The organism is Mycobacterium sp. IDUB_36, assembly GCF_055419225.1.
In genome coordinates this window covers 326,412-340,808 of sequence record NZ_JBVAXH010000001.1, presented here as the reverse complement: position 1 = coordinate 340,808, position 14,397 = coordinate 326,412, and the positions used below count along the sequence as shown (strand labels likewise).

The 14,397-nt window shown below is 67.9% G+C and carries 13 protein-coding genes and 1 pseudogene; 11 read left to right on the top strand and 3 right to left on the bottom strand.

Annotated features, from left to right (window positions below; genetic code table 11):
- Nucleotides 1-27: 27 nt before the first annotated feature.
- From ACZYW1_RS01525 to ACZYW1_RS01495, 7 genes and pseudogenes are all read left to right on the top strand, one after another.
- Nucleotides 28-1,128 carry a M24 family metallopeptidase gene (locus tag ACZYW1_RS01525; protein ID WP_463782688.1) on the top strand — a complete coding sequence of 367 codons (1,101 nt, stop codon included), beginning with the start codon at nt 28-30 and terminating at the stop codon, nt 1,126-1,128.
- A gap of 14 nt (nt 1,129-1,142) precedes the next feature.
- Nucleotides 1,143-1,706 carry an elongation factor P gene (gene efp, locus ACZYW1_RS01520; protein WP_463782685.1) on the top strand — a complete coding sequence of 188 codons (564 nt, stop codon included), beginning with the start codon at nt 1,143-1,145 and terminating at the stop codon, nt 1,704-1,706.
- Entirely contained in the window at nt 1,703-2,239 is a 537-nt protein-coding gene (gene nusB, locus ACZYW1_RS01515; protein WP_463782684.1) for a transcription antitermination factor NusB, read from the top strand. Before efp ends, nusB begins: the two co-directional genes overlap by 4 nt.
- Entirely contained in the window at nt 2,236-2,598 is a 363-nt protein-coding gene (locus ACZYW1_RS01510; RefSeq protein WP_463782682.1) for an antitermination protein NusB, read from the top strand. The genes nusB and ACZYW1_RS01510 overlap by 4 nt, the downstream gene beginning before the upstream one ends.
- A gap of 94 nt (nt 2,599-2,692) precedes the next feature.
- A pseudogene (locus ACZYW1_RS01505) lies at nt 2,693-5,419 on the top strand (aminotransferase class I/II-fold pyridoxal phosphate-dependent enzyme); the annotation flags it as partial.
- Nucleotides 5,420-5,476: 57 nt separating this feature from the next.
- Nucleotides 5,477-6,040, top strand: coding sequence for a TetR/AcrR family transcriptional regulator (locus ACZYW1_RS01500; protein WP_463782680.1), 564 nt, complete (start codon nt 5,477-5,479; stop codon nt 6,038-6,040).
- A 52-nt stretch (nt 6,041-6,092) separates the two neighbouring features.
- Entirely contained in the window at nt 6,093-7,259 is a 1,167-nt protein-coding gene (locus ACZYW1_RS01495) for an acyl-CoA dehydrogenase family protein (RefSeq protein WP_463782677.1), read from the top strand.
- 25 nt (nt 7,260-7,284) lie between these two features.
- Here the strand turns inward: ACZYW1_RS01495 and ACZYW1_RS01490 are convergent, their stop codons facing one another.
- From ACZYW1_RS01490 to ACZYW1_RS01480, 3 genes are all read right to left on the bottom strand, one after another.
- Complete coding sequence (locus ACZYW1_RS01490; RefSeq protein WP_463782674.1) at nt 7,285-7,824, bottom strand: GNAT family N-acetyltransferase; 540 nt, start codon at nt 7,822-7,824, stop codon at nt 7,285-7,287.
- On the bottom strand, nt 7,824-9,038 hold the full coding sequence (locus ACZYW1_RS01485) for a serine hydrolase domain-containing protein (protein ID WP_463782672.1): 1,215 nt from the start codon (nt 9,036-9,038) through the stop codon (nt 7,824-7,826). The genes ACZYW1_RS01490 and ACZYW1_RS01485 overlap by 1 nt, the downstream gene beginning before the upstream one ends.
- A gap of 78 nt (nt 9,039-9,116) precedes the next feature.
- On the bottom strand, nt 9,117-10,850 hold the full coding sequence (locus ACZYW1_RS01480; protein WP_463782670.1) for a DUF6311 domain-containing protein: 1,734 nt from the start codon (nt 10,848-10,850) through the stop codon (nt 9,117-9,119).
- 126 nt (nt 10,851-10,976) lie between these two features.
- Here ACZYW1_RS01480 and pyrR point away from each other — a divergent pair, with 126 nt between their 5' ends.
- The 4 genes from pyrR (at nt 10,977) to ACZYW1_RS01460 (ending at nt 14,395) form a co-directional block, all read left to right on the top strand.
- Nucleotides 10,977-11,552: a bifunctional pyr operon transcriptional regulator/uracil phosphoribosyltransferase PyrR gene (pyrR, locus tag ACZYW1_RS01475; protein ID WP_463782668.1), complete on the top strand. Its 576-nt coding sequence runs from the start codon at nt 10,977-10,979 to the stop codon at nt 11,550-11,552.
- Complete coding sequence (locus ACZYW1_RS01470; RefSeq protein ID WP_463782665.1) at nt 11,549-12,532, top strand: aspartate carbamoyltransferase catalytic subunit; 984 nt, start codon at nt 11,549-11,551, stop codon at nt 12,530-12,532. The genes pyrR and ACZYW1_RS01470 overlap by 4 nt, the downstream gene beginning before the upstream one ends.
- Entirely contained in the window at nt 12,529-13,821 is a 1,293-nt protein-coding gene (locus ACZYW1_RS01465; protein WP_463782662.1) for a dihydroorotase, read from the top strand. Before ACZYW1_RS01470 ends, ACZYW1_RS01465 begins: the two co-directional genes overlap by 4 nt.
- A gap of 61 nt (nt 13,822-13,882) precedes the next feature.
- Entirely contained in the window at nt 13,883-14,395 is a 513-nt protein-coding gene (locus tag ACZYW1_RS01460; protein WP_463782660.1) for a PH-like domain-containing protein, read from the top strand.
- Nucleotides 14,396-14,397: the final 2 nt, after the last annotated feature.

The following is a 14,397-nucleotide window of genomic DNA, read 5'->3' as shown; positions in this document are numbered from 1 at the left end:
ACAGCGTAGCGAGTAGCGTTCGCTGGCGTGACACATTCCCAGCGGCGAGCCGCACTCGGAGCTCACCTCCAAGCGGCGGAACTGGACGCGATGCTGGTCACAGACCTGACCAACGTGCGATACCTGTCCGGGTTCACCGGGTCCAATGCGGCGTTGCTGGTGTTCGCCGACGGCCGCGACGCCGTCCTGGCCACCGATGGGCGCTACCGCACGCAGGCCGCGCAGCAGGCGCCCGACCTGGAAGTCGCGATCGAACGAGCCGTCGGGCGCCATCTGGCCGGTCGGGCGGCCGCCGGGCGGGCGCGCCGGGTGGGCTTCGAGAGTCACGTCGTCACCGTCGACGGATACGACGCGCTCAGCGCCGCGTCAGAGGGCGTCGAATTGGTCCGCGCCTCGCAGGCCGTGGAGGCGCTGCGCGAGATCAAGGACGCCGGCGAGGTGGCGCTGCTGCGACTGGCCTGCGAGGCCGCCGACGCCGCCCTGACCGATCTGGTCGACCGCGGCGGACTGCGACCCGGCCGCACCGAACGTGAGGTGGGCCGCGAGCTGGAGGCGCTGATGCTCGAGCACGGCGCCGACGGCGTCTCCTTCGAGACGATCGTGGCCAGCGGTGCCAACTCGGCGATCCCGCATCACCGGCCCACCGACGCGGTGCTGGCGGCCGGCGACTTCGTCAAGATCGACTTCGGCGCACTGGTCGGCGGCTACCACTCCGATATGACGCGCACCTTCGTGCTGGGCAACGCCGCGGACTGGCAGCGGGAGATCTACGAACTGGTCAGCGAGGCCCAGCGGGCCGGGCGGCGGGCCTTGGAAGCCGGCGCGAAGCTGGCCGAGGTCGACGACGCGTCGCGCCGTGTCATCGCGGACGCGGGGCACGGTGAACACTTCGGCCACGGCCTGGGCCACGGGGTGGGCCTGCAGATCCATGAAGCGCCCGGGATCAACGCCACCGCCGCCGGTACACTACGTGCGGGCTCCGTGGTGACTGTGGAGCCCGGCGTCTATTTGCCCGACCGTGGCGGCGTCCGCATCGAGGACACGCTGGTAGTGGCAGACCCGGGGCAAGCCCTTGGTAGCGCACCGGAATTGCTCACCCGGTTCCCCAAGGAACTGGCCATCGTGTAGGAGATTCACCGACTGTGCCAAGCACCGCCGATTTCAAAAATGGACTTGTACTGGTGATCGACGGCCAGCTGTGGCAGATCACCGACTTCCAGCACGTCAAACCGGGCAAGGGCCCGGCCTTCGTGCGCACCAAACTGAAAAATGTGCTGACCGGCAAGGTCGTCGACAAGACCTACAACGCCGGGGTGAAGGTGGAGACCGCGACCGTCGACCGGCGCGACGCCACCTTTCTCTACCGTGACGGCACCGACTTCGTGTTCATGGACAGCCAGGACTACGAGCAGCACCCGCTGCCGGAGTCGCTGGTCGGCGACGCCGCCCGGTTCCTCCTGGAGGGCCTGCCGGTCCAGGTGGCGTTCCACAACAGCGCGCCGCTGTACCTCGAACTGCCGGTGACCGTCGAACTCGTCGTCACCCACACCGAGCCCGGGCTCCAGGGCGACCGCTCCAGCGCGGGCACCAAGCCGGCAACCGTGGAGACCGGTGCCGAACTGCAGGTCCCGCTGTTCATCAACACCGGCGACAAGCTGAAGGTCGACTCCCGCGACGGCAGCTACCTCGGACGTGTCAACGCGTGAGCCGGCCAGCCCGGCCTGTCAAAGGACGGCATCAGGCACGTAAACGCGCTGTCGACTTGCTGTTCGAAGCCGAGGCTCGCGGATTGACCCCGTCCCAGGCCGCCGATGCACGCGCCGCGCTGGCCGAGGCCAACGACGAGGTGGCGCCGCCGCATCCCTACACCGTGACCGTGGCGCACGGTGTCACCGAGCACGCAGCCCACGTCGACGACCTGATCTCGTCGCACCTGCAGGGCTGGACGCTGGACAGGCTGCCGGCCGTCGACCGCGCCATCCTGCGGGTCGCGGTGTACGAGCTGCTGCACGCCGACGACGTGCCGGCGCCGGTCGCCGTCGACGAAGCGGTGGAACTGGCCAAGGAGTTGTCCACCGACGACTCACCGGGTTTCGTCAACGGTGTGCTGGGGCAGGTGATGCTGGTGACCCCGCAGATCCGGGCCGCGGCCCAAGCCCTGCGACCGTCGACGGAACAGGCCTCGGACGAGGCCCACGAGGGAGATGGACACGTGGACGCCGCTGCCGGCGACTCATGACCCGGCTGGAACTGCGAGTCCTGATCGCCGGCATCCTGTCGGCGACGGTGGTGCTGGGCGCGGTGCTGTGCGCGGCCTACGGGCAGGCGGCGATCGCGGCGGCACTGGCGATCTACGCCCTCGGTGTTGGCGCGTGGCTGTATCACGCGATCGAGCGTCTGGTGCTGGCCCGCCGCATCGAGACCGTGCGGGCGGCCGCCACCCCGTTCCGGCCGCTGCTGCCGGTGATGGCGGCGATCATGGCCCTGAGCCAGGCCGTGGTTCGATCGCTGTCCGATGTGACCGAGGTGGCGCCGGCGCGGCGCTGGATTCCGCTCACCCGCGGTCGAAAATCCGACGACGACGAATGGGACGGCTGAGCCGCCGGCGAGAGTCTGTTGGGGCAGTTGTGGCAATTAGGGTTGAGGTGACAAAACGCCCGCATCGCCGTTGACGGAGGGACACACTGGCGTGATGGACCGAGACGGCAGGCACCCGAGGCGGTTGTGTGTCTCCGCGCTGGCGGCGGTGGCCAACCCGTCGTACTCGCGGATCGACACCTGGAATCTGTTGGACGACGCGTGCCACCAGCTCGCGGTCGTGGACCGGGCCGGGATGGACACCACCCACGAGGCGGCGCGGGTCCGGCGTCTGCTCAACCGGCTCGGCGCCTACGAGCGGTACTGGATCTACCCCGGGCCGGAGAACCTGGCGACCTTCTGCGGCTACCTGGATCAGCTGGCCACGGTCAGCCTGGCTGAGCAGGTGTCGCTGGCCGTGCGGCTGCTCTCCGAATACGGCGACCGCGCAGCGCTTTTCGACACCGCCTCGTCGCTGGCCGACCAGGAGTTGGTGTCGCGCGCCAAGGAGCAACAGTTCTACACCGTGCTGCTCGCCGACGACGCGCCGGTCAACGCACCCGAGGGGCTGGCCGAGAGCCTGCGGGCGATCCGCGACGTCGCCGACGACGTGCAGTTCGAGTTGCTGGTGGTGTCCAGCGTCGAGGACGCCATCACCGCCGTCGCGCTGAACGGGGAGATCCAGGCCGCGATCATCCGGCACGACATCCCACTGCGCTCCCACGACCGGGTGCCGCTGATGACCACGTTGCTGGGTCCTAACGACGAGGTGGTGGCCACCGACCGCACTCACGACTGGATCGAGTGCGGCGAGTGGATCCGCGAGCTGCGGCCGCACATCGACCTCTATCTGCTGACCGATGAGTCGATTGCCGCCGAGACGGACGAGACGGGCGTCTACGACCGCACCTTCTATCGGCTCAACGACGTCACCGACCTGCACAGCACCGTGCTGGGTGGCATCCGAAACCGTTATTCCACACCGTTTTTCGATGCGCTGAGGGCCTACGCGGCGCGTCCGGCCGGCCAGTTCCACGCCCTGCCCGTCGCCCGTGGCGCCAGCATCTTCAACTCCAAGACACTGCGCGACATGGGGGAGTTCTACGGCCGCAACATCTTCATGGCCGAGACCTCCACCACCTCGGGCGGCCTGGACTCGCTGCTCGACCCGCACGGCAACATCAAAAAAGCGATGGACAAGGCCGCGCACACCTGGAACTCCGACCACACCTATTTCGTCACCAATGGAACGTCGACCGCCAACAAGATCGTCGTGCAGTCGCTGACCCGCCCGGGCGACATCGTGCTGATCGACCGCAACTGCCACAAGTCGCACCACTACGGCCTGGTGCTGGCCGGGGCGTATCCGCTGTACCTGGATGCCTATGAGCTGCAACCGTTTGCGATTTACGGCGCGGTGTCGTTGGGGACCATCAAGAAGGCGCTGCTCGACCTGGAGGCGGCCGGGCAGCTGAGCAAGGTTCGGATGCTGCTGCTGACCAACTGCACCTTCGACGGCGTCGTCTACAACCCGCGGCGGGTGATGGAAGAGGTGCTGGCGATCAAGCCGGACATCTGCTTCCTGTGGGACGAGGCCTGGTACGCGTTCGCCACCGCGGTGCCGTGGGCGCGCCAGCGCACCGCGATGGTCGCCGCCGAACGCCTCGAATCGATGCTGACATCGCCGGCCTACGCCCAGGAATACCTGCAGTGGAAGGAATCCATGCAGGGCATCCCGCGTAGCGAGTGGGGTGAGCACCGGCTGCTTCCCGACCCCAGCCAGGCCCGGGTCCGGGTGTACGCCACGCATTCCACCCACAAGTCGCTGTCGGCCCTACGGCAGGCGTCGATGATTCACATCCGCGACCAGGACTTCAACTCCCAGTCCCGGGACGCGTTCGGTGAGGCCTTCCTGACCCACACCTCGACCTCGCCCAATCAGCAGCTGCTGGCGTCGCTGGACCTCGCCCGCCGGCAGGTCGACATCGAAGGCTTCCAGATGGTGCGCTACGTCTACGACATGGCGCTGGTGTTCCGGCACCGGGTCCGCAAGGACCGGCTGATCAGCAAGTGGTTCCGTATTCTCGACGAATCCGATTTGGTGCCAGACGAATTCAGGCTGTCGGCGGTGAGTTCTTATCGGCAGGTGCGCCAGGGGGCGCTGGCGGACTGGAACGAGGCGTGGCGTTCGGATCAATTCGTCCTCGATCCGACGCGGGTCACCCTGTACCTGGGTCAGACGGGCATGAACGGGTACGACTTCCGCGAGAAGGTCCTGATGGAGCGGTTCGGGATCCAGATCAACAAGACGTCGATCAACAGTGTGCTGTTGATCTTCACCATCGGCGTGACGTGGTCGAGTGTCCATTATCTGCTCGACGTGTTGCGCCGGGTGGCCACCGACTTCGACCACACCGAAGCCGCCGCCAGCCGCGACGACCGCGCCCTGCACCAGCGCCGCGTCGAGGAGATCACCGAGGACCTACCGGCCTTGCCGGACTTCAGCGAATTCGACAGCACGTTCAAGCCCGACGAGGCCAGCTCGTTCGGAGACATGCGGTCTGCGTTCTACGCCGGCTACGAGGACGCCGATCGCGAGCACGTGATGATCGGGGAGGCAGGTCGGCGGCTTGCCGATGGGAAGTCCTTGGTGTCAACGGGATTCGTTGTTCCTTATCCGCCGGGCTTTCCGGTGCTGGTGCCTGGCCAGGTGGTCTCCAAGCAGATCCTGTACTTCCTCGCGCAGCTCGACATCAAGGAGATTCACGGTTACAACCCGGATCTGGGTTTGTCGGTGTTCACCGAGGACGCTTTGAAGCGGATCAATGCGGCCCGCGGTTCGGACACGGTGATCCGGTAGCTTCGCTCACGCATCGCCGCAGGTCTAGCATTACCGCCCATGGGGCCTTCGGCGAGCGCGACGAACTCCCGCCTGTCGGTGGACGACTGGGTGCAAGAGGGCTTCCGGGTACTGGCCGAGGACGGCGTCAAATCCCTGACGCTGGGCCATCTGTGCAGCCGCCTCGGCGTCACCAAGGGCAGCTTCTACTGGCACTTCACCGACATGACCGCCTACCGCACCGCGCTGTTCGACACCTGGGCGGTCGTCCGCGACGAGGATCGGTCGTTCGACGAGCTGGCGAGTCTGCCTCCACGCGAGCGGCTGTTGCGGATGATGACCGCGCTGGTGAGCCCACGGCACTGGGTGCTGGAGCGCGCCATGCGGGAATGGGCCCGGTCGGAGCCTCCGGCGGCCGCGGCGGTGCGGTCGTCCGACCTCAGCGTGGTGGCCGCTGTGCGGCAGGCTTTCCTGGACGCCGGCTTCGACCACGAGGAGTCCGAGATGCGCGCCACCGCGACTTTCGCTGCGGGCATTGGCTTTCTGCACCTGTCGGGTTCGCGACCGAGCCCGATGGGTGCCGGACGTCGCGAGCAATTCCTGGACGTCATGCTGCGGCAGTGATCGTCGACGCCGGAAGAGTCTCCATACCAAAAGGTATGGTAATCTTCGGGCCATGACGCTATCGCAGACAGCGCACCCCGCGGTCGGCGCTGATTTCGTGGAGCGGCTGGCCGAGCGTGCGGCCGACGCGGAGAAGCTGCGCCGGCTGCCGGAGGCCACTGTCGACGACTACCGCGAGTCCGGGCTGGCCCGGTTGCTGCTGCCGAAGCGGTACGGCGGCGCTCAGGCGGAGTTCCCCGAGATTCTGGAGGCGGTGCGTCTGATGGCGCACGGGTGCACGTCGAGTGCCTGGACGCTCGGCTTCTACACGCTGCACAACTGGATGCTGGCGCTCCTCGGCGAGCAGGCCCAGGACGAAGTGTTCGCCGACGGCCCGGTGCTGTGCCCGGCTCCGCTGGCGCCGGCCGGTCGTGCCACCCCGGACGGCGCGGGCGTCCGGTTGACCGGGCGGTGGTCATGGGCGACCGGGATCATGGATGCCGACTGGGTGCTGGTCGGCTCGATCTGCGGACCCGACAACGCGCCCTACCCGGCCCTGGTGTTGTTGCCGGTCGGCGATACGCGCGTCGAAGACGTGTGGCACACCGCGGGAATGTGCGCCACCGGATCCAACGACGTCATCGTCGACGACGTCTGGGTGCCCGAGCACCGGATGGTCGCGGTCACCGATATTTACGGCGGGACCGCACCCGGCGCCGAATTGCACGGCGCGGCGGTGTACCGCTGGCCGATGGTGCCGGCGCTGGCGCTCGTTGCGGCAATGCCCGCGCTGGGATCTGCGGAGTTGGTGGCCGACCTCTTCGCTCAGCGCCTCAGCGAGCGGGTCATCGCGTATTCCGGTGCAGCGCAGAAGGATCAGCCTGCCGCGCAGGTGCGACTCGGTGGCGCGCGGGCCCGGCTGCGGGCGATGCGGGCGCTCACCGACTCGGCCGCCGAAGACATCCAGACCCGAGTCGTCAGCGGGGAGCACATCAGCCGCACAGTGCGGGCCGGTGTGCGAGCGGCCGCGGCGCACGTGGTGCACGAATCCCGTTCCGTGATCGCCGATCTGCTCGAGGCTTCCGGTGCCAGCGCGCAGTTTCTCGACCACCCGTTACAGCGAGCCAAGCGAGATGTCGACGTCATCTCCGGGCACGTGGTCTTCGATTACGACGGCAGTCGTGAACTGGCCGGCGCGCTGGAGATCGGGGCCCGCGTCTCGCCGTTCGCGATGGTCTAGTCGCTATCCGGAACGTGGAGCTGTTCTAGCGCAACGCTTTTCCGAACAGCAGGCTGTCGAGTGGTTCGGTGCCCAGGTTGGGGTAGATCGCGTGCCGGGCCAGTCGGCCTTCCAGGAGGAAGCCGGCCCGCTCCAGCAGCCGCACCGAACGGTCGTTGTCGACGTGACACGACGCCCAGACCCGGTAGACGTCGGAATCGGCCTGCAGGGTGTCCATCAGCATGCCGAGCGCCTCGGACATCAAACCCTTACCCCACCAACGCCGCCCGACGCAGTAACCGATTTCGGCGGTGTAGGACAGCGGGCGCCCGCAACTGATCATCCCGACGATCTCTCCGCTGTGCTGCAGCGCCATCACCCAGGTTCGCAGGTGCGCGTCGACATTCATCCGCTCGGTGATCACCCGTTGCGTCACCGCCACGTCCGGATGGGGTGTCCACAGCAGATACTTGGTCACCTGAGGGTCGCGGGCGACGCGCTGGAAAAGCGGTCCGGCGTCCTCGGCCACCGGCGGACGCAACTCCAGGCGGGGCCCCTCGATGCGTTCAGGCGTGAACTCCGCCATCAGAGTCCCAGTGCCCGATAGGTGCGATGAACGAATTTTGGTTGCACCGCTTGCAGTTTCGCTCGCGACGTGTTGCCGGCGACGGCAGCGGCGGCGTCCGCGGCGTCCGCCGACAACTCCGGCATGTTCTGGATCAGGTAGAGCAGAATCAGGTCGGCGGTCGGATCGGCTTGCCACCAGGTTCCGTACGCGCCGGGCCAGCCGAATGTTCCAACCCCGCCGGGCCCGAACAACGGTGTCGATTTGGCCGGATCGGTGACGACGGACAGGTTGAGGCCGAACCCCCGCCCGATCCAGAACGGCGCGCCGAGGAACGGGTGCCGCTTCTGCTCGACGGTGAGCCGATCGGTGCGCATCAGCCGCACCGACTCCGGTGAGAGCACCTGGACTCCGTCGACAACGCCGTCACGCAACAGCATTTCGACGAAACGCAGGTAGTCGTCCGCGGTGGACAGCAGTCCACCACCTGCGTTGCTGAACGCGGGCGGGGTGAGGTGCGGTTGACCCATGACATCGTGCTGGAGTCGATCGTCGCGGTCCAGGCGGTACATCGTCGCGGTGCGGCGACGACCCTCCGGTGTCACATGGAAGCCGGTGTCGATCATGCCCAGCGGCTTCAGGATTCGTTCGTCGAGCACCTGATGGAACGGCTTGCCCTCGACCCGCGACACCAGCACACCGACCACGTCGCTGGAGTGACCGTAGGTCAGGCGCAGACCCGGTTGATGCACCAGCGGTAGTTCGGCCAACGCCGCCAGCCACGCGTCGGGTCCCTGACCGAAAGGCAGCCGCATGTACGCCCGCGAAATCGGTCCACCCACCGAAAATCCGTACCCGAGGCCGCTGGTGTGGGTCAGCAGATCCTCGACCAGAATCGACCGTTCGACCGGATGGGTCCGGTCCAGCGGTCCGTTCGGCTCGTCGAGCACCTGCAGGTCGGCGAACTCCGGCAACCAACGCACGACCGGGTCGCGTAGCGCCAGCTTGCCCTCGTCGACCAAACTCATGGCCGCGGCGACGGTGACCGGTTTGGTCATCGAGGCGATGCGAAACAATGTGTCGCGCTGCATGGGCAACCGGGCATCGACGTCGCGGAAGCCGATTTCGTTGACCTGCAGCACTTCTCCGCGCTGCCATACCACCGTCACCGCACCCGCGAGCAGGCCGGCGTCGCAGGCCTCGCGGATGGAGGTCTGGTTGCCCTCGAGGTTCACCCGGTTCAGGCTAATCGGCCGCCGGCCCGACCTGATTGCGGGGAGCCCGGCTTTCCGATCGCCGGGCCGAGCCGCTGGTCACCGAACCGTGGTGTCCCGCCAGATCGCGACTCCGTCGACGATGGCGGGCGCCTGGCCGAACAGGTCGGTGAAGAACGCGATCAGCTGCTGCCAGTGCTGGGTCGGGCCGACGATCACGTGGCGCACGCCGGCGGCTGCCAGGTCGGCGGCGACCTGTGCACGAATCTCGTTGCGCGCGACCAGCCAGGCGCCGCGCTGCTGGATCACGTACATGGTGTAGGTCAGTTGGGTCTGTGCCGGACCGGAATACGTTCCACCGTCCGGCTGCGGCACGTAGGCGTAGGCCTCCGGCATCCGCAGCCCGTAGTCGGCCACTGCGGCCCAGGCCATCGGGGCTGCCTCGTTGCCATTCACGAAATACGGTGCGACGAGCACGGTTTCGTCGGAGCCGATGTGCTGGCCGGACCAGTTGCGGAAGAACGCCGGCGTCGTGAACTCTGCCCTGGTCAGTGGAGCCGGGAGTATTAGGGCCAGGGACAAGCCCACCGCCACCCGCCATTGTGTCGCCCGCCGCGGGGCGAGGCGGCCGGCACGGGCGATGACTGTCGCGACCAGGATGGCCACCGCCAGCCAGACGAACAGCGTCAGCCGGCCCGGCAGTGCGTGCTGGAGGAGTGGCAGCTTTTCCACAGCCAGCCACGGCAACGGAACGCGCAGGGCGGCTCTGCCGATGTGCAGCCACGGCCCGAGCGACAGCACGAAAATCAACGCCCCGGTGATGCCGGCGACGCGGATCCGCTCGTCGGTCCAATACCGGGCTATGGCAACGACAATCAGCATCAGCAGCGGAACACCCAGGTATGCCGTCGCCTCGTGAGAAAGCCCGCTGAACCCGCCGGAAACCCGCGTCGCCCAATGTGGCGCGATCAGTTGGTGCGGCGTCGGCAGGACGGCATTGACCAGGTTGGTGGAGAAAATCGCGGAATTCTGCACTGGCCGGCTGATGCGTTGCGGCCCGAAGAACTGGGCCGCCAACGGCCAGCAGGCGAGCGCCAGAAATGTCACCGACGCTGCCGCAAGGCCGGGAACGAGTCGGGCGAGAAAGTGCCCGTCCCGGCGGAGCGCTGCCATCACCACGACCAGCACCGCACCTGCCACCACGCTGAGGGCCAGAATCTCCTCGCTGATCAGCAGTTGCGCCGCGCAGAGCACTCCGAGCGCAATTCCCGACTGCCACGCCGGGCGTCGGCGGGTGACCAGGAGCTCGTCGAGAACGAGCAACAGCAGCGGCGGAACCCAGACGGTGGCCAGGTTCAGATGCAGGGCCGCATGGGAGGCGACGTAGGGGGAGAAGGCGTACACCGCGCCGCCGACGAAGGGGGCCAGCCCGTCCCCGGTCCACCGCCGGATCGCCAGCCAGGCGGTGAGGCCGCTCGAGGCGATGCCCAACACCATCAGGACGTTGAAGCCGAAAACCGGGCCGCCGATTTTCGCCGGTAGCCAGCCGATCATCCCCAGCAGTGGCATCGACGGGTTCCACATCAGGTTCACGCCGGCCGGCGCCGCGATCTGAGTGGTGAAAAACGGGTCGAGACCGTGTGCCAGTGCGTGCGGTGTCCAGCCGAGGTACCAGATCGCCTGCTCCTGGTCGCAGCAGCCGCCGGCCCAACCGGACCTCGGGCCCCGCCAGGCGCCGAGCGTGACGACGAGCGCGCCGAGCAGGTAGAGCAGCAGCGCCGTGAGTCCGCCGCGGCGGCCCCGGGTCCAGTGCCGAAGCCTGCGGTCGGGCACCCCGAGCTCCTTCGATTCCGACGCCTGTCCTTTTCGCCAGGGTGAGCCGCGAATGCTACGCTGCCCGGCAGTCGACATCCTTTAACGATCCGTCCAGAGAGGCGGAGAAGGAGGTCAAGATCTCGCATGGGTGCCGCGGGTGACGCCGCCACCGGCCGCGAATTGATGTCGGCGGCCGACGTGGCTCGCACTATTTCGCGTATCGCGCATCAGATCATCGAAAAGACCGCTCTCGACGGCGCCGACGCGCCTCGGGTGGTCTTGCTGGGAATCCCCACCCGCGGTGTGACTCTGGCCAACCGGCTCGCGGTGAACATCGCCGAATTCTCCGGCGCCGAGATCCCGCACGGCGCCCTGGACATCACGCTCTACCGCGACGACCTGATGACCAAGCCGCCACGGCCATTGGAGAACACCTCGATACCCGCCGGCGGCATCGACGACGCGCTGGTGATCCTGGTCGACGACGTGCTGTACTCCGGCCGTTCGGTGCGTTCGGCGCTGGACGCGCTGCGCGATGTCGGCCGCCCGCGGGTGGTGCAACTGGCGGTGCTGGTCGACCGCGGTCACCGCGAACTGCCCTTGCGCGCCGACTATGTCGGCAAGAACGTGCCGACCTCGCGGACCGAGAACGTGCACGTCCAGTTAGCCGAGCAGGACGGTCGCGACGCGGTCGTCATCTCCCGGGAGGACGTGTCATGACCCGGCACCTGCTGGCCGCCGGCGATCTGTCCCGCGACGAGGCCACCGCGATCCTCGACGACGCCGACCGCTTCGCCCAGGCCTTGGTCGGCCGCGAGGTGCGCAAGCTGCCGACCCTGCGCGGTCGCACGGTGATCACGATGTTCTACGAGAATTCCACCCGCACCCGGGTGTCCTTCGAAGTCGCCGGCAAGTGGATGAGCGCCGACGTGATCAACGTCAGCGCCGCCGGATCGTCGGTCGGCAAGGGCGAATCACTGCGCGACACCGCGCTGACCCTGCGCGCCGCCGGCGCCGACGCGCTGATCATCCGGCACCCGGCTTCCGGTGCGGCACACCGGCTTGCGGACTGGACGGCTTCTACGGTCTCCGGCGTGGAGGCCGGACCCGCGGTGATCAACGCCGGCGACGGCACCCACGAGCACCCGACCCAGGCTTTGCTGGACGCGCTGACCGTTCGCCAGCGACTCGGCGGCATCGAGGGCCGTCGGATCGTGATAGTCGGCGACATCCTGCACAGTCGGGTGGCCCGCTCCAACACCCATCTGCTGCACACCTTGGGCGCCGAGGTGGTGCTCGTCGCGCCGCCGACACTGTTGCCGGTCGGGGTCACCGAATGGCCGGTGACGGTCTCCCACGACCTCGACGCGGAACTGCCGGCCGCCGACGCGGTCCTGATGCTGCGGGTGCAGGCCGAACGGATGAACGGCGGCTTCTTCCCGTCCACCCGCGAGTACTCGGTCCGCTACGGGTTGTCCGACCGGCGCCAGGCGATGCTGCCCGGCCACGCGATCGTGCTGCATCCCGGACCGATGCTGCGCGGCATGGAGATCTCGTCGTCGGTCGCCGACTCGTCGCAATCGGCTGTGCTGCAACAGGTTTCCAACGGTGTCCACGTTCGGATGGCGGTGCTGTTCCATCTGCTGGTCGGCACCGAGTCGCCCGCTGAGGGGCTTGGCGGAAAAGGAATTGTGGCATGAGCGTGTTGTTGCGCGGGGTGCGGCTCTACGGCGAGGGCGAGCAGGTCGACGTCCTGGTCGCCGACGGGCAGATCGCCGACATCGGCGCCGGGCTCGAGATCCCCGATGGTGCGGACGTGATCGACGCGAGCGGCCAGATATTGCTGCCCGGGTTCGTCGACCTGCACACCCATCTGCGTGAGCCCGGCCGCGAATACGCCGAGAACATCGAAACCGGTTCGGCGGCAGCCGCTCTCGGTGGTTTCACGGCGGTGTTCGCGATGGCGAACACCACCCCGGTCGCCGACAGTCCGGTGGTCACCGATCACGTGTGGCATCGCGGGCAGCAGGTCGGCCTGGTCGACGTCCATCCGGTCGGCGCCGTCACCGTCGGGCTGGCCGGCAAAGAGCTCACCGAGATGGGCATGATGGCCGCCGGCGCAGCCCAGGTCCGGATGTTCTCCGATGACGGCAAATGCGTCGACGACCCGCTGATCATGCGTCGCGCACTGGAATACGCCACCGGACTGGGTGTCCTGATCGCGCAGCACGCCGAGGAGCCACGGCTGACCGTCGGCGCCGTCGCGCACGAGGGTCCCACCGCGGCCAAGCTGGGACTCTCCGGTTGGCCCCGCGCTGCCGAAGAGTCGATCGTGGCCCGGGACGCGTTGCTGGCCCGCGATGCCGGCGCCCGGGTGCACATCTGTCACGCCTCCACCGCGGGCACCGTCGAGATCGTCAAATGGGCCAAGGCGCAAGGTATCTCGATCACGGCCGAGGTGACACCGCATCACCTGCTGCTCGACGACAGCCGACTGGTCAGCTACGACGGCGTGAATCGGGTCAACCCGCCGCTGCGCGAGGCCGCGGACGCGGTCGCGTTGCGGCAGGCGCTGGCCGATGGCGTGATCGATTGCGTGGCCACCGATCACGCGCCGCACGCCGAGCACGAGAAGTGCGTCGAGTTCGCCGCCGCGCTGCCGGGGATGCTCGGTCTGCAGACCGCGTTGTCGGCGGTGGTTCAGGCGATGGTGATCCCCGGCCTGCTGACCTGGCGCGGCGTCGCGACGGTGATGAGCGAAAACCCGGCCCGCATCGCGGGTTTGCCGGACCACGGCCGGCCGCTGGAGATCGGGGAGCCGGCCAACCTGACCGTGGTCGACCCGGACGCCACCTGGACCGTCGCCGGCGCCGAATTCGCCAGCCGGTCGGCCAACACGCCCTACGAGACGATGACGCTACCGGCGACCGTGACCGCAACCCTGCTGCGCGGGAAGATCACCGCGCGCGACGGAAAGAGCCCGGTATGACGCGCGCCGGTGACGATCGACGGGGAAGTGCGATCCGAACAGGGCAGGAGGAGCGGCGCTGATGAATCAGGGGACCTGGGTCGCGTCGTTGATCATGGCCGGGCTGATCGCGGTGGTGATCGCATTCATCATCCAGCTGATGCTGCGGGGCTGGCGTAAGCGTGCGGAGCGCCAGGCCGAGATGATCGGGACCCTGCCGGAGATTCCGGGCCAGGTCGGGCCGGCGGCGATCACCACCCCCGGCGTCTACGTGGGCTGCACGATGGCGCCGGCGTGGAGCCAGCGGATCACCGTCGGTGACCTCGGCTACCGCAGCAAGGCCGTGCTGACCCGCCACCCCGAGGGAATTCTGGTGGAGCGCATCGGGGCGCAACCGATCTGGATCCCGACCGAGTCGATATCCGGTATCCGGACCGAGCACGTGATCGCCGGAAAGGTCGCCGCCCGCGACGGAATTCTGGCGATTCGGTGGCGGCTGCCGTCAGGCGTCAAGATCGACACCGGGTTTCGCGCCGACAACCGCGACGAATACAAGGGGTGGCTGCAGAGTTGGCCGGAAGGAGTCGCACTGTGAAG